This is a genomic window from Spirulina subsalsa PCC 9445 (genome assembly GCF_000314005.1).
GTDB lineage: Bacteria > Cyanobacteriota > Cyanobacteriia > Cyanobacteriales > Spirulinaceae > Spirulina_A > Spirulina_A subsalsa.
In genome coordinates, this window is record NZ_JH980292.1 from 725,578 (window position 1) to 746,777 (window position 21,200).

The window sequence follows — 21,200 nt, forward strand, 5'->3', positions numbered from 1 at the left end:
ATTGTGTCTAATTCTTCGGTCTAGATCATGAAAATTTAAGGTTTTCTAAGGATTCCGTGACAATTCGTAATCAATCCTTACCAATCCTCTGAGGTGGGGGTGGGGGGAATGTCCCAATCATCCACTGGGAGGGGGTTTCGCCAAGTTTTTTCTAAGGGCATGGGCAGGTTTTCGGGGAGCGTTTCTTCTAACTCGGCCTTAATTTCTAAGGTTTCCTGCATGGGCTGCACAAATTTCACAAGGGCATCTTTAACAAAGCCCTTAATAAATTCCTCTTTTTGCAATAATTTGAATTGGGTCTGTACCACTTCCGTCATGCCCCCATCGCCCCAGTCTTGATTATGGCGGAAGTATTCAATAAAACTTTTCCCAGCAATACGGGTTAAATAGGCGGCCGTGATGCCTTGGATGGTTTTCCCCACTAAATAGGTCGCCACGTTGAATTGTAGGAGGGTAGAGAGCATTTGCACGGCTCCTTTAACCACACCTAAACTGACTAGGGTTTTGCCCAAGGACAGGGCTAATTCTCGGCCGCGTTCCATATTCAATTCACAGCCGTAGATTTTGCCAATTTCCACCACCATTTGGGCATTGACGGCGGCCGTGGCGAGCAAATCCACCACGGGAACCGGAGTCACCGCAATCACCCCAGCCCCAATCCATTGGAAACGGTCAATAATTTTATCGGCCTGTCTGCGTCGTTGTTTGTCGATTAAGCGCCGCGCTTCTTCCCCTAAACGCTGAGATTGCAAGAGAATGTTATCGGCAATGAGATCCTCCCCTTCAGCGCGTAACACGGCGGCTAAACGGCGAATCAGGGGCATAATATCCACTTCTGGCGTTACCCAGTCCCCACTTTCTAGGGCTACTGCTTGGGGATTGGCGGAGACGGCCACCACATCGGAGGGGGGAATGAAGGATTGAACGCGATCGCGCAACTGTTGCAAAATCACCCCTTGTTCTTGTTCCGTATAGAGATCGGTTTTATTTAAGACAATCAGCGATCGCTTGCCAATTTCCGCCAACACCCGCAAGGGAGTATATTCCGACTGGCGCAAATCATTATCTACCACAAATAACAACAAATCCGCCTCCGTCGCCAACTGACGCGCCAGTTGTTCCCGTTGACTCCCTGCCTCCCCCACCTCCAAAATTCCCGGCGTATCAGTGATTAAAAGTTCACGGGCTAGGTTTTGTAATTGTAAACGGTAGGTTTCCCCGGCCTGAGTTGTCCCCATTGGTGCGCCCACTTCCCCCACCATACGACCGATTAAAGCATTGACAACGGAGGTTTTCCCGGCGGATCCGGTGCCGAAGACTACCACGCGAATATTACCCCGCGTCAAGTTGCGTTCAATTTCTTGCGATCGCTCCAACAGTTCCTGACGACTAATTTCATCCTGAATCTGTGCCACTTGTTGCCGAATCGCCTTTAAATTTTCCTCCGCCGCTTCGGTTTTTTGGGCCGGTAATCGGACAAATTGCGCCCCTTTACGGCCTGTGACACTTTTCCGCCCAGAGAAGAGATTGAAGTAGTAGATAAACCCGGCAATCAGCAGCCCTAAAAGCACAATCAACAGCAACAGCAGGAGATTCGCCAAAAGTGGGGCGGTAAAGGAGATTTGGAAATAAAGGCGATAAATAGCATCCACCAACCAGATCATTAGCCCCAGAATGAAGCTAATCCCTACAATTAAAATCAATAGTCGGTAGATTTTCACAGTAAATAGGGAACGGGGAACGGGAAGGGAGTCGGGAGTCGGGAGTCGGGAGTCGGGAATCGGGAGTCGGGAATCGGGAGTCGGGAGTCGGGAGTCGGGAGTCGGTGTAGGGGCGCAACGCTTGCGCCCTAGGGAGTCGGGAATCGGGAGTCGGGAGTCCGGGAACTCTCCCCCCCTGTTCCCTGTTCCCTGAAGAGAGGGAGTCGGTGTAGGGGCGCAATGCTTGCGCCCTAGGGAGTCGGGAAAAGGCAATAGTCAAGAGTTTTAGCTATTCACTATTCCCCTGCTCCCCCTATCCCCCTATCCCCCTCTCCCCCCTCTCCCTGTTCCCTGTTCCCCGTTCCCCGTTCCCTATTACCGAACCGTCCTGAGAGGTTCGGAAAATACCACTTACAGAGATCCTCCCCTCCCCGTCAGTATAGAAAGGAGAATAATCAGTTGTAAAGAGAGCAAGGGCAGGCTGAGAACAAAGCTGGGTTCGGTTTCTCTTGGAAACTCGTTGTTGTTAGCTTGGAGCAGACTTATATTATGGCAAAAGTTGTCGGAATTGATTTAGGAACCACCAACTCCTGCGTCGCCGTGATGGAAGGGGGTAAGCCCACCGTTATTTCTAACGCTGAAGGGTTTAGAACCACGCCCTCCGTGGTAGCTTATGCGAAAAATGGCGATCGCCTAGTCGGTCAAATTGCCAAACGTCAGGCCGTGATGAACCCCGCCAACACCTTCTATTCCGTCAAACGGTTTATCGGGCGGAAATCGGGCGAAGTCACCAACGAAACCACCGAAGTCTCTTACAAAGTCCTACAAGACAGCAACGGCAACGTTAAACTCGATTGCCCCAACCTCAACAAACAGTTTGCCCCCGAAGAAATTGCCGCTCAAGTGCTGCGCAAACTGATTGAAGATGCCAGTAAATACCTTGGGGAAACCGTCACCCAAGCCGTCATCACCGTTCCCGCTTACTTCAACGACTCCCAACGTCAAGCCACCAAAGACGCCGGGAAAATTGCCGGGGTGGAAGTTCTCCGCATCATCAACGAACCCACCGCCGCCTCCCTCGCCTACGGTTTAGACAAAAAAAGCAATGAAACTATCCTCGTCTTTGACCTAGGGGGCGGTACCTTCGACGTATCCATCCTTGAAGTAGGCGACGGTGTATTTGAAGTATTAGCCACCTCCGGCGACACCCACCTAGGGGGAGATGACTTTGACAAAAAAATTGTAGACTACCTCGCCGAAGAATTCCGCAAAACCGAAGGCATCGACCTACGCAAAGATAGTCAAGCCCTCCAACGTCTCACCGAAGCCGCCGAGAAAGCCAAAATCGAACTTTCCAGCGTGACTCAAGCGGAGATTAACCTCCCCTTCATCACCGCCACCCAAGACGGCCCCAAACACCTTGACACCACCCTCACCCGGGGTAAATTCGAGGAAATCTGCGCCGACCTCATCGACCGTTCTCGCATCCCCGTAGAAAACGCTATCCGGGATGCCAAAATCGACAAGAGCGCCATTGATGAAATTGTCCTCGTCGGGGGTTCTACCCGGATTCCCGCCGTGCAAGAACTGGTCAAACGGGTATTAGGCAAAGACCCCAACCAAAGCGTTAACCCTGATGAAGTGGTGGCCGTTGGTGCCGCTATCCAAGGGGGTGTTCTGGCTGGGGAAGTGAAAGATATCCTCTTGTTAGACGTGACTCCCCTTTCCCTTGGGGTGGAAACCTTGGGCGGTGTCATGACCAAAATCATCCCCCGCAACACCACCATCCCCACCAAAAAATCCGAAGTCTTCTCAACAGCCGTGGATGGACAAACCAACGTAGAAATCCACGTCCTGCAAGGGGAACGGGAAATGGCCAAAGATAACAAGAGCTTGGGAACCTTCCGCCTCGATGGTATTCCTCCCGCCGCCCGTGGAGTCCCCCAAATTGAAGTCACCTTTGACATTGACGCTAACGGGATTCTGAACGTCACCGCCAAAGACAAAGGCACCGGAAAAGAACAGTCCATCAGTATTACTGGGGCTTCCACCTTACCCGATACCGAAGTAGACCGCATGGTACGGGAAGCCGAAGCCAACGCCGCCGCCGACAAAGAGCGCCGGGAGAAAATCGACCGCAAGAACCAAGCCGATTCCTTGGTGTACCAAGCAGACAAGCAGTTACAGGATTTAGGCGATAAAGTTTCGGCGGATGATAAAGCCAAAGCTGAGGCCTTAATCAAAGACCTGCGGGAAGCGGTACAGAAGGAAGATGACGAGAAAATCAAAACCGTCATGCCGGAGTTGCAACAAACCCTCTACAGCATTGGTAGCAGTGTTTACCAAGACGCAGCCGGAGCCCCCGGTGCTGGCCCCGATGATGGGGGTCCCACAGGTGGCGGTTCCACAGGGGGCGGGGATGATGTGATTGATGCAGAATTCTCGGAAACCAAAGAATAAAGGCGCGGGGTTTGCTTAACAACTGATTGCCCTAGTCCAAGCTAGAAGTGGAGAGGAGAGAGTGAAATTCAGGCTCTCTCCTCTCTTTTCTGTACGCTGATTCACCCTCGTGACTAAACATCTTCAAACTTATACCCAACACCAACCACAGTTTTAAGAAAACTGGGTTGGGAAGAGTCGGGTTCTATTTTTTTCCGCAATCTGCCAATATGAGTGTCTACCACTCGTTCATCGCCAAAAAAATCATCTCCCCAGAGTTTTTCAATTAATTGACTTCGACTCCAAACCCGGCCCGGATAACTTAAGAAGGTGGCCAAAAGGTTAAATTCGAGGGGGGTTAAATCTAGGACTTCGGCCTCTTCTGTGAGGGAACGAGTGGCAACCCGTTGCTCTAAATCAATGCGAAAATGAGGGGTTTGGTAAGTGCGACTAGGGGCTTGCCGTAAACTGCGACGGAGTAACGCTCGGACGCGGGCGACTAATTCCCGAGGACTAAAGGGTTTAACGAGGTAATCATCAGCCCCAGTGGACAGGCCAATCACTCGGTCAATTTCTTCCCCTTTGGCTGTCAGCATGAGAATATAGGGGTCTTTGAGGTGAGTGGTTTGACGAATCCGGGTACAGACTTCCAGACCATCTAATTGGGGCAGCATTAAATCGAGGATAATAAGATCGGGTTGGTAGAGACGAAAATCCTCCAGGGCCTGTAAACCGTCTGTGGCCAGGCGACAGGAAAAGCCTTCACGAGTTAGGGTGTCCTGTATGAGTTGACCAATTTCTGGGTCGTCTTCGACGATTAGAAGTTCCATGAGGTTGGTAAAAAGACTATGGGCAGGGGTTTGTTCAAACTTTGTGAACCAGTTGGGCGGAGTCATGTTGAACCCGCTAGGATAAAAAAAGGCAGTTATTGGACTGTACAGTATAGACGCTTAGGAAAAACGGTGAGAATTCTTCTGATTGAAGATGACGAGACATTGGCCCAACTGTTGACCGAGACTCTGATCAGTAATTACTATCTGGTAGATCATGCAACAGATGGTCAGACGGGATGGGATTTGGCGGAGGCTTTTGAATATGATCTGATTCTGTTAGATTTTCTGGTTCCCCAAATCAATGGCTTGGAGTTTTGCCAACAATTGCGCAAAAAAGGCGATCGCACTCCCATTTTACTGATGACTGGAGATCAAAGCCAGACCCGCAAGGTCGCCATTTTAGACGCGGGGGCTGATGATTATTTAAGCAAACCCTTTAATTTAGAGGAATTATTAGCCCGAGTGCGCGCCCTCCTGCGACGGGGCAGTGATGTCACCTTACCCGTCATAGAATGGGGAAATCTCCATCTTGACCCTAGCAGTTGTATTGTCACCTTTCAAGGGCAGCCTTTACGGTTAACGGCGAAAGAGTACCAAATGTTGGAGTTATTCTTACGCAACCGAGAACGGATTTTTAGTCAAAGCGCCTTACTTGATAGTCTTTGGTCTTTTGATGATCCCCCTTCTGAAAATGCTGTACGCACCCAAATTAAGAGTCTACGGCAAAAGTTAAAACGGGCAGGGGCGGGGGATGTCATTGAGACATTATACGGTTTAGGGTATCGTCTGAAAGTGCCTGATACAGCCAACCCTAAACCAACAGCCCCCAAGGAGTCGGAGAGCAAAACCCCGACCAACACCATACCCAGTTATATGGTGAAAATTTGGGAGCGCAATCGGGAGAAATATGATCAACGGATTGATACTATTGAACAGGCGATCGCGGCTTTACAGATTAATCCCAATGATGGGGAATGGCGGGACAAAAGCCAGCGAGAAGCCCACACTCTAGCGGGATCTTTGGGCAGTTTTGGCCTCCACGCCGCCTCAGAACAAGCCCGAGTGATTGAGCAGTATTTACAGGAAGCATCCCCCAATTTGCCCCAACTCTCCCTAGCGGTGAACCATTTGCGGCAACTCCTCCATCCCGTCCCCCAAGGGGCAACCGAGGCCTCCATTAGCCCGCCCCCCGTCCTCTCCCAGGAAAAAGCCTCTCTGCTCATTGTGGATCATGATGTGGCGTTAACCGAAATCTTGAGTCAGGAAGCGCAACGCTGGGGAATGACAGTGCGCACCGCTTACAGTGTAGATCAAGCTCGAAATGCGATCGCCCAAGCCAAACCCGATATCATTCTACTCGACCTCCACTTTCCCACCGAACCCGGAGCCGGCTTTGAACTGCTGACAGAACTCGCCTCACCCAAGAACAAAATTCCCGTCGTAGTTTTCAGCACCCGAGATGACTTTGATTATCGTTTAAAAGTCGCCCGTTTAGGGGGGCAAGGGTTCTTACAAAAACCCCTCTCTCCCGTTCATGTCCTAGGCAGCTTACAGCAAGTTCTCCATCAATCCAATGCCACCGTCGCTAAATTAATGATTGTGGACGACGACCCAGAACTTTTAGACTGTTTAGAGGTCATCTTGAAACCTTGGGGCTTTACTTTAATCTTATTGGACGATCCTAAAAAGTTTTGGGAGGTTCTCAAAGAATCGCGTCCTGATTTGCTAATTTTAGACGTACAAATGCCCCAAATTAGTGGCATTGAATTGTGTCAAGTGTTACGTAATGATCCCCAATGGTACACTATCCCCATCCTCATTCTCTCAGCCCATCGGGACTCAGAAACCATTCAACAAGTCTTTATGGCCGGAGCCGATGATTATATTCAAAAACCTATTGTTGAACCGGAATTAATTGCTCGCATTCTCAACCGTTTAGAACGAAGTCAATTACAGCGTCGGGTTGCCATTTCCGGGAAACATTAAATGGGGAACGGGGGGAGCAGGGGAGAGGTAATAGGTAATAGGCAACCTTAACAAGTTAAGCTTGTGTGCATTTTGTCAAGTCCCATATATAGAGTTCTACAAATTGGACAACACCATTTATAGACTATTCAGGATTGGACACAACCGCATTTTCCTGACTCCCGATTCCCGATTCCCGATTCCCGATTCCCGACTCCCCGTTCCCTCCTAATATGCTTGAACCCTTACCCTTAACCCTCGATCAATTTCTCAGCACCTTTCCCAGACATCTCTTCTGGATTGATGTATCAGAACGTGAGATCCGGCCCTTGCCCCAGACAGCAGACCAGCCTGACTCAGACCATTTTTCCCTGCTCCTAAAAGCCTTTGAGCAGAAATCGGAATTTTGGCAGATCGTGGACTGGGTAAACACCCAACAGCAAGCCCAACCCTTCTCCTATAGCTTCCCCAATCAAACCCACTTTAGCGCTCAAATTAGCCCCTGCACCCCTGGGAACGTCCTTTGGGTTGCCCAAGAGGTAACAGCCTTACAACAGCCCTCACCGCCCCCCTCGCCCCCCTCACAAGACTTTGAGCAACTGGTCGTTACCCTCTTAAATAGCTTTGTCCATCTGCAAGACCCGTCCGAACTCGACCAAACCATTCAACAAGCCCTCACCCAAACCCTACAATATACGGGCTTTGACCGCAGTTTCATCATGTTATTTTCCGAAGACGGACAGGAGGGGCATTTAGCCTATGAAGCTTGTCGTCCCGGCGTTCCCTCCGCCACCCCTCGGCGCACTTTACCCACCGAACCCTTTACCTGGTGGATGGAAAAAATGTATCGGCAAGAAATCATCGAAATTGCCAACCTTGACCAACTACCGCCCCAAGCCACCCCAGAACGGACGGTTTTAGAAAGTGCGGGAATACAGTCCCTCGTCGTCGTTCCCCTGATCTCCCGACAAGAAACCCTCTGGGGGGCGCGCTACACCTTGGGTTACGTGGGCTTTTCCAGCTTTCAACGGGAGAAAACTTGGTCCAGCCAGACGGTTTCCTTACTGCGTTTAGTGGGGGATTTATTTGCCCAAACCCTTGAACGTTACTCCACCGTTACCGCCTTACAAAATACAGAACAGCGCTTTCATGCCATCTTTGAACAAACTTTTCAGTTCATGAGTTTGTTAACCACAGAAGGGGTAATCTTAGAAGCCAATGCCAGCTTTTTAAACTGGGCTGAACAAACGGCCGTCGAGGGCAGAATGTTGTGGAGTATGCAGATTTTTCAAAATGCCCAGGTCACACTCTGTCCGTCCTCTCCCATCACCTCTGCCCAAGAGACGGGCGGGCGAGAAACGAGGGGGAATTGTCCCTTAACGTTGAATTATTGTTCCTTATCCCGAGAGGTTATCGAGCGAAGTCGAGAGGCAGAAGAAGGCTCCCACGCCTGTTTACAGAAGGACGGGACTGTATCCATTGAGCAGCAATTACAGTTAGCCATTCAGCAAGCGGCCGGGGGGCAATTAGTGCGCTGTGCCTTGAAGGTGCGCCCCCGTTTTCAAGACCCCCTGAGCGCCGACCTAGAGTCTGAGGGACTGACTCCTTCCCTTTATCTGGCAAACACTATCTATAAACAGGGTCAGTCCCCGGATTATCAAGAACGGATTTTTGACTTCTCCCTGAAACCTGTGCGAGATCATGCCGGGGAGGTTCAATTCTTGATTATCGAGGGTCATGATATTACGGACCACTACCGGGCGGTGGAACAAATCCGCTTTCAAGCGGATTTACTGGATGTGGTGGAACAGGCGGTGATTGTTACGGATTTTGAGAGCAAGATTTGTTATTGGAACCGCTACGCGGAAAAACTCTATGGTTGGTCGGCCGAGGAGGTGCTAGGGCGTTCTTTATTTGAGACGGTGGCGAATACGGACGCGCAAGCGGTCGGCCGGGAGATTATGGCTAGTCTGGAACGGGGGGAAAGTTGGTCGGGGGAATTTTGGGTGCGCCATAAGGATGGCTCAAGCTTTCCCGCTTGGGTGATGGATTCTCCCATTGCCGATGACCAGGGGAATCTGGTGGGGGTGATTGGCATTTCTACGGATATCACGGAACGCTTAGAAGCGGCGGCGGCCTTACAACAGAGTGAGGAGTTATTCCGGGTGACGTTTGAACAGTCTCCTATCGGGATGTTAGTACGACCGTTGGATGGGGGGCCGAATCGTCCAAATCAGGCGTTGGCGAAGTTATTGGGGTATAGCCTCGAAGAATTAGAGCATATCACCTATCACGACTATACCCACCCGGAGGATTTGCCCTTAGATATCCGATTAGATGAACAGTTGGTGCGGGGGGAAATTTCGGACTTTCATTTAGAAAAACGCTATATCTGTAAGGACGGACAGGTGGTTTATACCTTGCTGCACTGTGCTTTAGTGCGGGATGGTGAGGGTCTTCCCCATTATGTAATTGGGCAGGTGGTGAATATTACCGAACGCAAGGAGAAGGAGACGGCCTTACAACAAAGTGAGGAACGGTGGCAATTAGCCCTACGGGGGACTCATGATGGAATTTGGGATTGGAATGTCCGCACGGGGGAGGTGTTTTATTCGGATCGTTTATTAACCATGTTGGGCTATGAACCGGGGGACTGGGAAAATAGCTTAGAAGCTTGGACTGGGCGCATTCACCCGGCGGATTATGAGGCGGTGATGCAGGCGTTAGAGGAGCATTTAGCCCAAAAAACGCCCTATTACATTACGGAACATCGGGTGCGCTGTCAGAATGGGGAGTATCTCTGGATTTTGGATCGGGGTCAGGCTTTGTGGGATGAAGAGGGGCAAGCGGTGCGAGTGGTGGGGTCCCACACGGATATTGGCGATCGCAAACGATCCGAAGTAGCCCTCCAACGCGCCAACCGCGCCCTAAAAACCCTCAGTGATTGTAACCAAGCCCTCGTTCACGCCGACACCGAAGAAGCCCTCTTTCAGCAAATCTGCGAAATTATGGTAGCCGTGGGCGGATACCGTCTGGCTTGGGTGGGTTATCCCGAATATGACTCCGCCCAAAGTGTCCGCGTCGTTGCCCAAGCGGGTTGGGAAGCGGGCTATTTAGATCAACTTCAAATTACTTGGGCCGATCGAGAACGAGGCCGAGGCCCGACGGGAATCGCTATCCGCACCGGAAAACCCGCCGTTTTCCAGAATATCCTCACCGACCCTAATTATGCCCCCTGGCGAGAAGAAGCCCGTAAGCGAGGCTATCGTTCCTCCATCGCCATCCCCTTAAACCAAAGTTATCAAAACCTCGGTCATTGGCTTCAAGAGAGTAATCAGCAAGCAGAGAAAGGAGACTCCATGGCAGGGAGTTTTCCCCCTCCCCTCCCTCTAACCCCCGCTATGGGAGTCCTAAACCTCTACTCCACGGAGCCCGAAGCCTTTGATGAGGCTGAAGTGCAACTGCTCTGTGAACTGGCCAACGATTTAAGCTATGGCATCATGGCCTTACGCACCCATCGCGCTCAGATTGAAAGTGAGGAGAAATTCCGACAACTGGCGGAAAATATCGAGGATGTATTCTGGATGAGTCGCATTGATGGGACTCAAATGCTCTATGTCAGTCCAGCCTATGAGCAGATTTGGGGTCGTTCTCGTCGGGAACTTTATCAAAACCCCCAGGCTTTTTTTGCCGCCATTCACCCGGAAGACCAACAACGGGCAATCTCCACCATTCGCAACCCCCAAAATTTACGCTTTGATCTCGAATATCGCATTATCCGACCCGATGGAAGTATACGCTGGGTCTGGGATCGGGGGTTTCCGATTGTGGATCGGGACTCGCGGAAAGTGTACCGTCGGGCAGGCATTGCCAAAGACATCACCGAGCGCAAACAAGCCGAACAAATGCTTCATGATGCCAAGGAGGAGCTAGAGTTACGGGTGGCCTACCGCACGGTGGAATTAGAAACCGCCAACGAACGCCTACAAAATGAGTTGATGCAGCGTCACCGGACAGAAATGAAACTGCGCAAAAGTGAGGAACAGTATCGAACCTTAGTGCGCAATTTCCCCAAGGGAGCGGTTTTCTTGTTCAATCAAGACCTGCGCTATACCATTGCTGATGGGGTGGGGTTAGCCCCTCAAGGTTTATCCCGGGAACAGTTGGAAAATCGAATGATTTGGGAGGTTCTACCGCCGGATTTGTGCCGGGATGTAGAACCTCTCTATTACGCGGCTTTGGCCGGAGAAACCCGCAGCGTGGAAATTGAGTATCAAGGGCGTTTGTATTTTTATCAAGCTCTCCCGGTGCGCAATGAACAGGGAGAAGGCTTTGCAGGCATGATTGTAATGCAGGATATCACCGAGCGCCAACAGGCCGAAGCCGAACGGAATCAACTGATTGCCATTATTGAGGCCACCCCAGATTTTATCTCTTCTGTCACTCCCGACGGTGAGATTGTCTATATGAACCAATCAGCACGGCAAATTTTGGGGGTTCCGTCGGATAAATCCCTCTGGAATCAAGAGGAAACACCACCCCATCCTTTACCTTGGGGGAAGGGGGGCAAAACGAAACGTTCTTTTCATAGTCAGCGCTTCTCTTCGGCTTATCCTCAGTGGGCGGATCATCTCATTCGCTCAGAAGGGATTCCGACGGCCATTCGGGAGGGAACTTGGATCGGAGAAACGGCGATTTTGAACCATGATGGCCAGGAAATTCCCCTGTCTCAGTTGATTATTGCTCACCGTTCTTTACGGGAGGGGGAGAGAATGGGGACGGTGCAGTTACTCTCAACGATTGCCCGGGATATTAGTGAACAGAAACGCAGTGAGGCCACTTTGCGGGAGTCGGAACGGCGCTGGCGTAGTTTTTTGGAAAATATTCCTCTGTTAGTGGTGAATTTAACCCCGATGGGCAAGGTGGATTATGTGAATCCCTATTTTTTAAAACTGACAAGTTATAATAAGGCGGAAGTGATGGGACAGGATTGGTTTGAGTTTTTCCTCCCCCCAGCCCAGCGCCCCAGTACCCATCACCATTTTGAGGCGATGCTCCATGATGCGGGGCAACCGCGCTATGAGGAGTCGTTATTAACCAAGTTTGGGGAAGAACGGCGGATTGCTTGGAATAATACGGTGTTGCGGGATTCTCAGGGTCATGTGGTGGGGACGTTGAGTATTGGGGAGGATATCACGGAACGCTACGCGGTGGAACGGATGAAGGATGAGTTTATTTCGGTGGTGAGTCATGAACTGCGCACTCCTTTAACCTCGATTCATGGGGCGTTGAATCTACTGGCGAGTGGTTTGGTCGATTGTAAGTCTCAACGGGGCGATCGCGTGATTCACATTGCTGCCGAAAGTGCAGAACGTCTGGTGCGTTTGGTCAATGACATTCTGGAGTTAGAACGTCTCGAATCGGGCAAAATTAAACTGATTACCCAACAGGTGAATAGTGCAGATTTACTGGTGCGAGCCACAGAACAAATGCAGGTGATGGCTAATCGTTCTGGGATTCGCTTGGAGGCGAAACCCCGTGAAATTGACTTTGAAGCCGATGCGGATCGCGTGATTCAGGTTTTAACCAATTTGTTGAGTAATGCGATTAAGTTCTCCGAGGCCGATAGTACAATCTGTTTATCGGTGCAGGGGATTCCCGATGATGCCGATCATCTCCTAGCTCTCCAAAGTCAAGATCCTGCGCGGCGTTTCCCGGATTCTTTAACCATCCCGGATCACTGGCTGAATTTACCCACCTCTGATTCTGCGGCTTGTGTCTTATTCTCTGTGCAGGATCAGGGTCGAGGGATTCCAACAGATAAAATCGAGAGTATTTTTGAGCGCTTCCATCAAGTGGATGCCTCGGATTCTCGAAAAAAAGGAGGCACGGGTTTAGGGTTAGCAATTTGTCGGAGTATTGTGGAACAACATGGCGGACAAATTTGGGTGCAAAGTCAAGTCGGACAAGGGAGTTGTTTTTTCTTTACGATCCCTTTGAGCAGAGAGATTAACCCTCTAGAGCCAAAGCATAGGCAATCTTAGCCTACAATGCTCTAGGTGACGGGCATGAGAAAATGCTTTTTCCCCAATCAAAATGACTATGACCAATCCAAAACGAGTTTTAGTGATTGATGATGATGATGGAGTGCGGGAGATTATCCAAATTTGTTTAGAAGCGGCCGCCGGGTGGGAAGTGGTGACGGCGGCTTCAGGTCAGGAGGGTTTAGAGTTAGCCCAAACCGAACAGCCTGATGCGATTCTGTTGGATGTGATGATGCCGGAAATGGACGGCCCGACGACGTTCCGCAAACTCTGTGCTATTCCTGAAATTTGCAATATTCCCACGATTCTCCTCACGGCGAAGGCTAAAATTAGTGAGAAGGAACAGTTTATTAATTTGGGTGTTACGGGGGTGATTACGAAGCCCTTTGAAGCTCAGGATTTAGTAGACCAGATTTGCGCCATTTTAAAATGGGAGAATTGAGAACGCATCATGACTAACTCATCGGACGAAAAAACGGTTACGCCGTTACAGTGCCTGTGGGGGGCGCTGATCTCGGGGGGCTTGGCTTTGCTGTTGTATCGGTTGGATAGTGCGATCGCCCATACCTTCGCCAACAAACCCCTCCCCACCGCCAACACCACCGCCCTCAACCTTTCAGTAGCCGTGCGTACCTTAGTGGTGGGGAGTATTACCCTCGTGACTTGTTTATTTGCGATCGCCTCCCTCGGATTAGTCGCCCTCGCCCTCCAAACTGCTTGGCAAAACCAACAAAACCCGGATCAGAGATAACCCGTCACGCACCCCCCTGTTTTTTGGTAAGCTGATAGCTATTCAGCTTGCCTAATACGACGGTGCAACTCTGGTATGTCCTCTCAACTCTTCCAAGAAACCCACAGCAACATCAACAACACCGGAGCAAGGCTCTTGCAATACATCCGAGAGCTACGCAACGCCCAACTTGAAGGGGACGATACCGAAGCCCTACAAAAAATTGAACTAGGGATTCAAAAAGCCCTCACCGCCCTCCATGAACAGCGCTATCAAGTCGCCGTCATCGCCGCCATGAAAGCCGGAAAAAGTACCTTTCTGAACGCCTTGATTGGTTCAGATGTTCTTGCCAGTGAAACCGAGGCCTGCACCGTCTGCCGCACCGACGTTAAACCCATCTCCCCCAATCAAACCCCCTGTCTCCTAGAATACCGAGAAGGCCACAGCGAACCCGTCGCCGTCGCCGAAGGAGAACCCTCCCTCATTCGTCATCAATTCCTCGAAAGAAACCATCTCATCCGTGCCACAGGCAACCGAGATCAAACCACCCGCTTTGAACTCCATCACCCCATCGCCGCCATCCAAGAATTACCCTCCCTCCAAGGCTTCACCCTCGTAGACACCCCCGGCCCGAACGAGTGGAAATCCGCCGGACTAGATAGTATTAGCCTCAAACAAACCGCCCTCGAAGCCCTGCGCAACTGCGACGTTATCCTCTTTATCTTGGATTATTGTTCCTTCAAAGACAACACCAACTCCGAACTCCTACAAGACCTCATTCAACAACGCAGTGAATTCCTAACCCGTAATCGTGGCGTAATTTACTTCATCCTCAACAAAATCGATCGGCAAACCGAAGAAGATCGCCCCATCGCCCACGTCGTCGATGATTTACGCCGTACCCTCAACGAATTTGGCATTCCCAACCCCATTATTTATCCCGCCAGCGCTTGGCAAGGACTCCTAGCAAAACTCATTGCTCAAGGCCTTGCCACAGAAAGCCATCTCAAAGACTTTAAACACTTCTTTAGTGCGCGCTACGCCAAAGAAACCGAAGACGGGGACTTAATGATTCCCTCCCCCAAAAAAATCGCCTCCCAAGCCCTACAAGATAGCCTCATCCCCATCATTGAAAAATCGGTTGTCCAAGATGTGGTGAACAATTCTGGCTGGAACTTATTGCGAGATGTTTTAGCCAAACTCGACAAATCCGCCAAAGAAGTAGAAGACATCTTGAACGCCCGGATTAGTGGCTGGAAAATTGAAATTAAACCCCTCCGGCAACGGATGGAAGAATATAAACGACTCGCTAAATCCGCCATCGTGCAAATTCGCGGCGTGAAAAAATTAGTCGAACAACAAGAACAAAAACTGGTCAACCAATTTAAACGGGAAATTGTCGAATTTGCCGAGCGCGCTAAACTCACCATTCAGCAAGAATTTGAAATCTTTGCCCAGTACCGTTTTTCTGACTTAACCACCACTAGCACTCCCTTACAGTTAGATTTTCCCAGTAAATCTCCCCCCACCTTTGCCGGGTTTCCCGTGCCGCAACGTTTAGGAGAATCCCTAAAAAAAGCCGTGCGTGACTTACTCGGAGATGAAGAAAACCCCTACGCCATTCGCTGTACTTCTCAAGAAGAAGTGGAGAAAATTAAACAAGATATTAACCGTTTTTGTTCAATTTTGATTAAAGATTGGTGGACGAATACTCAAGATAAACTCTCTAGAGATGGTACCTTAATCCGCCAAGAATTAGTAGCACAAATTCGCGATAATGTCCAGCAAATTTCTAATGAATTATCCCAATATTTAGGGGAAGCGTTAGAAATTACCATGAATATCAACCCTATTCAAATGTTAGTCTTTGATTTTCAAGGGATTGATACCCAAGTGCAACGGCAAACCGAGAATTATACAAGGTGGAAAAAGGAACAGAAAAAGGCGTTCTGTCGGGATTATGAAGTCGATATACAAGTAGATGATCGGCGTTCTTACTATGAGATTGATTTACGCTTAACAATGGAGGCGATTAAGCGAGAAATTGATGCTCAAACCACGGGGAGTTTAGTTGTCGTTGAACGGGTCATTAAAAAGCAAGTTTCCGAAGATTTCAGCAACGCCGAGCAACAGATTAATGATTATATTAATCGCTTTTTAATTGAATTTGATCGCCTGCTGCGGGAGCGAGAATTACGAGAAGCCCAAGTAGATGAAATTTTAGCCACCTTAGAAGTCCAGAAGTCCTTACTCCATCAATATGTGGATGAGTTTGAGTCAATTGGGGATTCCTTGGAAATGTGGAAACCGCGTTAATCCGTAAACAGAAAAGGCGCGTCAGGGGAATTCATAAATTCCCCCCACTGTAACTTTAAACCTTCGCTTCCTCCTGAACTAATTTCTCCCAGCCCAAATCCTTCAGGGAATTATTGCGACGCAGAGGACGAGTCACTAACTCCAAAATATCCCGCGCATTACTAAAACCGTGAATTTGGGCAAACGTGAACTCAACCGACCATTTTGTATTAATCCCCCGTGCTTCCAATGGATTGGCGTGAGCCATCCCAGTGATCACTAAATCCGGCTGAAGGGCTTTAATCCGTTGCAATTGATTGTAATTGTCCGGTTTTTCCACAATATTGGGTAGAGTAACTCCCATCTCCTGACAGGTTTTCTCTAACAGTGCCAACTCAGCCGCTTGATAGCGTTTGTCCATGTAGGGAATCCCAATTTCCGGTACCGTCATCCCACAACGAATGAGGAAACGAGCGAGGGAAATTTCTAATAGATTATCCCCCATAAAAAAGACCGATTTTCCGCGAATCAGTTGGAGATAGTCCTCTAAACTTTCCCAGATTTTCTCTTCCCGTTCTGCTAATCCTTGGGGTTCAATACCAAACACAGAACAAATTTTTTCAATCCAAGCGCGGGTTCCATCGGGGCCAATGGGGAAGGGTGCGCCAATGAGTTTACATTTGCGACGACGCATTAGGGTAGTGGCAGTGCGGGAGAGGAAGGGGTTCACTCCAGCGACATAATAACCTTCTTCAATGACGGGAAGTTCTGTATAGCGTTTGGCGGGGAGCCATCCGGACACCTCAACCCCTTGTTTTTTCAATTCTAAGGTGAGGTTGGTTACAACGGGATCCGGGAGGGAGCCAAAGAGGACGAGGGGCGGGTGTTTCGGTGCGCTGGCGGGGGCGGTTTCTTCGGCTTTACGGCCAAAGGTGAGGAGTTTTTGAATGGCGTTGCGTTCCTCTTTTTCGGCTTCGCTGGTGACTTTGCTGGGGCAACGGTGGGCCATTGCCGCTAGTACGGTATCTTCCCCTTGGGTGAAGGCGTAGTCTAAACCGTTGGCGCGGGCGGTAACAATGGGGATGCCGATTTCCGCTTCTAGTTTGGGGGCGAGTCCTTCGAGATCCATTTTAATGATTTCGGTGGTACAGGTGCCAATCCAAACGATAACGCTGGGGTTGCGATCGCGCTTAATTTGCAAGCATAATCGTTTCAGTTCCTCATAGTCGTTCAGTTGGGCGGAAATATCCCCCTCTTCCAGTTCCGCCATAGCATAGCGAGGTTCTGCAAAAATCATTACCCCCATCGCATTTTGCAGGAAATACCCGCAAGTTTTTGTCCCGATGACTAAAAAGAAACTATCCTCAATTTTTTGATAGAGCCAAGCCACGCAACTAATGGGGCAAAAGGTATGATAATTTCCGGTTTCGCAATCAAAGTTTAATCCGGTTGGTTCTTGAGCAACAGTCATTTTTCTTTTCTCTGGTAATGTGAGTTCGGTGTTAATCGTTTGGGTTATCCCCCTAAATCTCCCTTTGAAAGGGGGACTTTTTTTCTGGTATCCCCTTCCCAAGGGGAACTTTCCCTCTTTCCCCTCTTCCCAAAGGAGGACTTTCCCTCTTTCCCCCCCTTCCAAAGGGGGGCTAGGGGGGATAAAATTTCCTCACTAAACCATCATCAAATCTAATTCATCCTCCACAGTCACCGAAGCCGCTTTAGGAGGATTGAGATAATAGTCAGAAAGTAGAGTAAATAATTCCCGATCCTGCGCCTCACTGGGAACAACCCCCTCCGGTAACGCTAAAACTTGATCAGCAATATTGAGGTAAAAATCACAGACATAATTGAGCGAGGGATCTTGTTCCGCCATCTCAAAGAGGGTTTTCCCTTTCACCCGAGAAACACGAATATCTTCAATTAAAGGCAGCACTTCCAAAACAGGCATCGGCACCGCTTCAATGTACTTTTCAATTAAATCCCGTTTAGAGGTACGATTACCAATTAATCCCGCTAAACGGAGGGGATGGGTGCGGGCTTTTTCTCGTACAGAAGCGGCGATGCGATTGGCAGCAAAGAGGGCATCAAACCCGTTATCGGTGACAATCATGCAGTAGTCGGAATAGTTCAGAGGAGCAGCAAATCCGCCACATACTACGTCCCCTAAAACATCAAATAAAATAACATCATATTCATCAAAAGCGTTTAATTCTTTGAGCAGTTTAACGGTTTCTCCTACTACATAACCGCCACATCCTGCACCTGCCGGGGGGCCTCCTGCTTCGACACAATCCACTCCCGCATAGCCTTTATAAATTACATCTTCGGGCCAAATATCCTCATAGTGAAAGTCTTTTTCTTGTAGGGTGTCAATGATGGTGGGAATGAGAAACCCTGTAAGGGTGAAGGTGCTGTCATGTTTGGGATCACAACCAATCTGTAAGACTTTTTTCCCCCGTTTGGCTAGGGCAACGGAGATGTTGCAGCTTGTGGTTGATTTACCGATGCCACCTTTTCCATAAACTGAGAGTTTCACGTTGGTATATCTCCTAAATGATAGGTCGTTTAAAGGGTTGGGAGTTTTTCTAGTTGTTTCTCTTGATTGCATTATTGACCAAGGGAATCACTCTTGGAAAGGGGGGCAAAAAATGAATCGGGGTGATAATCGGGGTTTTTAGCTCTATTTAAGTTTAATAGAGAATCTCAGTTATTAGAAACTGTTTCAAGCTTATTTAAAGTTTTATTCTTTATTTTTTGTTTTTTATTATATTAATATAGTACAATAAAAAATAATGCCTAAAGTTGAAGCTCTATCCTCACGCTGGAACGCTATCCCAGCAAGGGGAACAGGCTTTATTGCTTTAGGGGTTTGTTCTCTTGAGAATTTTCGATTAAATCCTGAAATTGGCGGAATTTAGTCTCTGGTTTAGGGGATTGCTGAGTAGGATTAGCACAAAAAAGCCCCCCGAAAACGTTATTCTGGGAGGATTTGGGCTGATTTTCAACGGGTTTTTAGGGAGTCAAGGGGAGAGGTAAAGAATAATTACATTTTGAAAGTTCGGACAATGGGGAAGTAGGCTTTCTTGACCTGTTTAGGCTGTGTAGCTTTCTCCCACATCTGACTTTCACTCTAAGTTGGTGGGAATGTCGGGGTGATTTTCAACGGGGGTATTTCTTAAATTTAGGAGGGTATTTCGTTCCACAGAGGGATCTGGAGTTGAGGCAGAAGGCGATCGCCGATTGACCACCTTTCCTAACTTCGCGGGATCATTTGCCCCTAAACGGATGAGCAGCTTGGGCCCGGACTCTCCTAAGCGGATAATCATGCCATCCACTACCCTAGCTTGGGTAATTGATTTTCCGTCGATATAGGTTCCGTTGGCCCCAAAGTTAATCAATTCCCACTTCGACTCAAAATTTTGTAATTCAGCGTGACGACGGGAAACTACTGCACTATATAAAACAACGTCATTCTGGTTGCCTCGTCCTAAACGGACGACGCTTTCAGAATCAAATAGCCAACTTTGCACGGGGGTAGATTGGCTCGGATGCAGTAAAGTTAGGGTAATCACCGCAGTTTATAACCAATTAGGTTGAGGATTGCATGAGGATTGAAACAATCGCTACACACTAGCCATCATAGTACAACTTAACAATGGAAGGGAATGACTAAAAGTGGCAAAAAAGCGGCAATTAACCAACTCCACGCCCACCAAGGGAGATGATAGGGGGGTTGGGGTTCGTGGAGTAGGGCTTCAATCCGTTCTTGTAGGCGATCGCGCAAAATCGGCCGTTGAATCGTTGCGCTAATACTGGCGGGAGTCAGGAGGGGCGCACTAACCACCATTAACAGCGACTCAGCTAATAATAAACCATCTACCGATTGAGTCGCCCAACGATCAGCGCGTAATTCCCGTAATAAAAGCAATTCCTCCCAGAGGGCTTGAGTACTGGGCAGCCAAGGGGTGAGATGGCGTAAACAGCCTAACCAGAAAAACCAAAAGGTATCCCGATAGTAAATATGGGCTTGTTCGTGGCGTAACACGGCGTTAAGGTGTTCTGCATCTAAAGTTTTTAATAAACCTTGACTTACGACTAATTGCGGTTGCCAAAATCCCACCTGAGCGCAAAATAAGCCCTCACTGTCTAAAAGATAAGCCCGAGGGGCAGGAGGGGCGAGTTTAACCCGAGGGTAGGATTGGATGGTTTCTAGGGATTTGCCCCCTGCTAGGGCTTGTTTTAGGGGGATAGAGAAGGCAATCAGGAGGAAACCGAGAACCGCACCATAACTGAGGGGATCTGTGGGCATTCCCATCATTTTCCCTTGGGGTCCCATACAAAGAACTGCGATCGCCGTCATCACCAACAACAAGGGGGGCAGGGTAAAAACAATCATCGCCCCCACCCAGCGCCTAGACCAACCCGCTTTAGACCCAGAATCTGGGCAGGGGGTCCAACTGTAACGAATGGAAACAGCAACAGCGAGGACGAATAAACTCAAGAGTAAGTGCATTAGGACTCCTTCTCCTCCCGGGCTTGACGAACCGCTTGTAAACGATGGGCGATCGCCTGAATTTGCTCCAGACTCGCACTATCGAGACTATCGGCAAAAGCCGCCACAATATCCGGGTTACTCACCGCCAGAAAACGATTAAATTGTTCATAAGCAAACAGGACTTCCGCCTCCTCCTGACTCATACGAGGCGACCAAGAAAACGCCCGTCCTCGTTTCCGAGAGGTTAACCAGCCCTTTTTCTCCAAACGTTGTAAAACCGTAGTCACAGAAGTATAGGCCAGTTCTCGGTCTGGATCCGCCAAAATCCGTTCATGAATATCTTTCACCGTAGCAGACCCCAATTGCCAGACCCAGTGTAAGATTTCCTTTTCCAACGGGCCTAGGGAGAGTTTTTGGGGACGATGATCAGGCAGAGGAGTCATATCAAGTTCTCAATATAGCGAATACATAGGGCTTGCTGAATCAGTTGGAGAGTCGGGAATCGCCACTTGTGCAAGTTTTGGATGATCTGTTCCCCGTTCCCTTGCTGAGTCTAGCGTAGGCGTGTTATTCAGTAAGCCCTACCTAGATGTTATCTCCTTGGGGTATAAAAAAACATCCGCCCTTAAAGAGGTCTAAGACTACCAAGCTAAACAGTGTTTTTAGATCATCTTCCTAAAAGCTTTGCGGTATACCGCCTCC

The 21,200-nt window shown here is 49.2% G+C and carries 13 protein-coding genes; 6 read left to right on the forward strand and 7 right to left on the reverse strand.

The window, feature by feature from the left end:
* Positions 1 to 77: 77 nt before the first annotated feature.
* The gene (locus SPI9445_RS0103760; RefSeq protein WP_033374187.1) at positions 78 to 1,721 is read right to left on the reverse strand and encodes a YcjF family protein; all 1,644 of its coding nucleotides are present in this window, start codon (positions 1,719 to 1,721) and stop codon (positions 78 to 80) included.
* A 528-nt stretch (positions 1,722 to 2,249) separates the two neighbouring features.
* Here SPI9445_RS0103760 and dnaK point away from each other — a divergent pair.
* The gene (gene dnaK, locus SPI9445_RS0103765; RefSeq protein ID WP_017303389.1) at positions 2,250 to 4,160 is read left to right on the forward strand and encodes a molecular chaperone DnaK; all 1,911 of its coding nucleotides are present in this window, start codon (positions 2,250 to 2,252) and stop codon (positions 4,158 to 4,160) included.
* A 113-nt stretch (positions 4,161 to 4,273) separates the two neighbouring features.
* Here dnaK and SPI9445_RS0103770 read toward each other — a convergent pair whose 3' ends face one another.
* Positions 4,274 to 4,969 carry a response regulator transcription factor gene (locus SPI9445_RS0103770; protein ID WP_026079508.1) on the reverse strand — a complete coding sequence of 232 codons (696 nt, stop codon included), beginning with the start codon at positions 4,967 to 4,969 and terminating at the stop codon, positions 4,274 to 4,276.
* A 132-nt stretch (positions 4,970 to 5,101) separates the two neighbouring features.
* Here SPI9445_RS0103770 and SPI9445_RS0103775 point away from each other — a divergent pair, with 132 nt between their 5' ends.
* From SPI9445_RS0103775 to SPI9445_RS0103795, 5 genes are all read left to right on the forward strand, one after another.
* On the forward strand, positions 5,102 to 6,958 hold the full coding sequence (locus SPI9445_RS0103775; protein WP_026079509.1) for a response regulator: 1,857 nt from the start codon (positions 5,102 to 5,104) through the stop codon (positions 6,956 to 6,958).
* Positions 6,959 to 7,170: 212 nt separating this feature from the next.
* On the forward strand, positions 7,171 to 12,981 hold the full coding sequence (locus SPI9445_RS27280) for a PAS domain S-box protein (RefSeq protein ID WP_017303392.1): 5,811 nt from the start codon (positions 7,171 to 7,173) through the stop codon (positions 12,979 to 12,981).
* Between the two features lie 58 nt (positions 12,982 to 13,039).
* Positions 13,040 to 13,423: a response regulator gene (locus SPI9445_RS0103785; RefSeq protein WP_017303393.1), complete on the forward strand. Its 384-nt coding sequence runs from the start codon at positions 13,040 to 13,042 to the stop codon at positions 13,421 to 13,423.
* Positions 13,424 to 13,432: 9 nt separating this feature from the next.
* The gene (locus SPI9445_RS0103790; RefSeq protein WP_017303394.1) at positions 13,433 to 13,732 is read left to right on the forward strand and encodes a DUF3082 domain-containing protein; all 300 of its coding nucleotides are present in this window, start codon (positions 13,433 to 13,435) and stop codon (positions 13,730 to 13,732) included.
* 75 nt (positions 13,733 to 13,807) lie between these two features.
* Entirely contained in the window at positions 13,808 to 16,027 is a 2,220-nt protein-coding gene (locus tag SPI9445_RS0103795; RefSeq protein ID WP_017303395.1) for a dynamin family protein, read from the forward strand.
* A gap of 55 nt (positions 16,028 to 16,082) precedes the next feature.
* Here the strand turns inward: SPI9445_RS0103795 and SPI9445_RS0103800 are convergent, their stop codons facing one another.
* The 5 genes from SPI9445_RS0103800 to SPI9445_RS0103820 form a co-directional block, all read right to left on the reverse strand.
* Positions 16,083 to 17,477, reverse strand: a complete 1,395-nt coding sequence (locus tag SPI9445_RS0103800) for a ferredoxin:protochlorophyllide reductase (ATP-dependent) subunit N (protein WP_026079510.1) — start codon at positions 17,475 to 17,477, stop codon at positions 16,083 to 16,085.
* A gap of 195 nt (positions 17,478 to 17,672) precedes the next feature.
* Positions 17,673 to 18,539 carry a ferredoxin:protochlorophyllide reductase (ATP-dependent) iron-sulfur ATP-binding protein gene (gene bchL, locus SPI9445_RS0103805; protein WP_017303397.1) on the reverse strand — a complete coding sequence of 289 codons (867 nt, stop codon included), beginning with the start codon at positions 18,537 to 18,539 and terminating at the stop codon, positions 17,673 to 17,675.
* A gap of 589 nt (positions 18,540 to 19,128) precedes the next feature.
* Positions 19,129 to 19,575, reverse strand: a complete 447-nt coding sequence (locus SPI9445_RS0103810; RefSeq protein ID WP_017303398.1) for an FHA domain-containing protein — start codon at positions 19,573 to 19,575, stop codon at positions 19,129 to 19,131.
* A gap of 77 nt (positions 19,576 to 19,652) precedes the next feature.
* Positions 19,653 to 20,516: a M56 family metallopeptidase gene (locus tag SPI9445_RS0103815; protein WP_017303399.1), complete on the reverse strand. Its 864-nt coding sequence runs from the start codon at positions 20,514 to 20,516 to the stop codon at positions 19,653 to 19,655.
* Positions 20,516 to 20,941, reverse strand: coding sequence for a BlaI/MecI/CopY family transcriptional regulator (locus SPI9445_RS0103820; RefSeq protein WP_017303400.1), 426 nt, complete (start codon positions 20,939 to 20,941; stop codon positions 20,516 to 20,518). The genes SPI9445_RS0103815 and SPI9445_RS0103820 overlap by 1 nt, the downstream gene beginning before the upstream one ends.
* Positions 20,942 to 21,200: the final 259 nt, after the last annotated feature.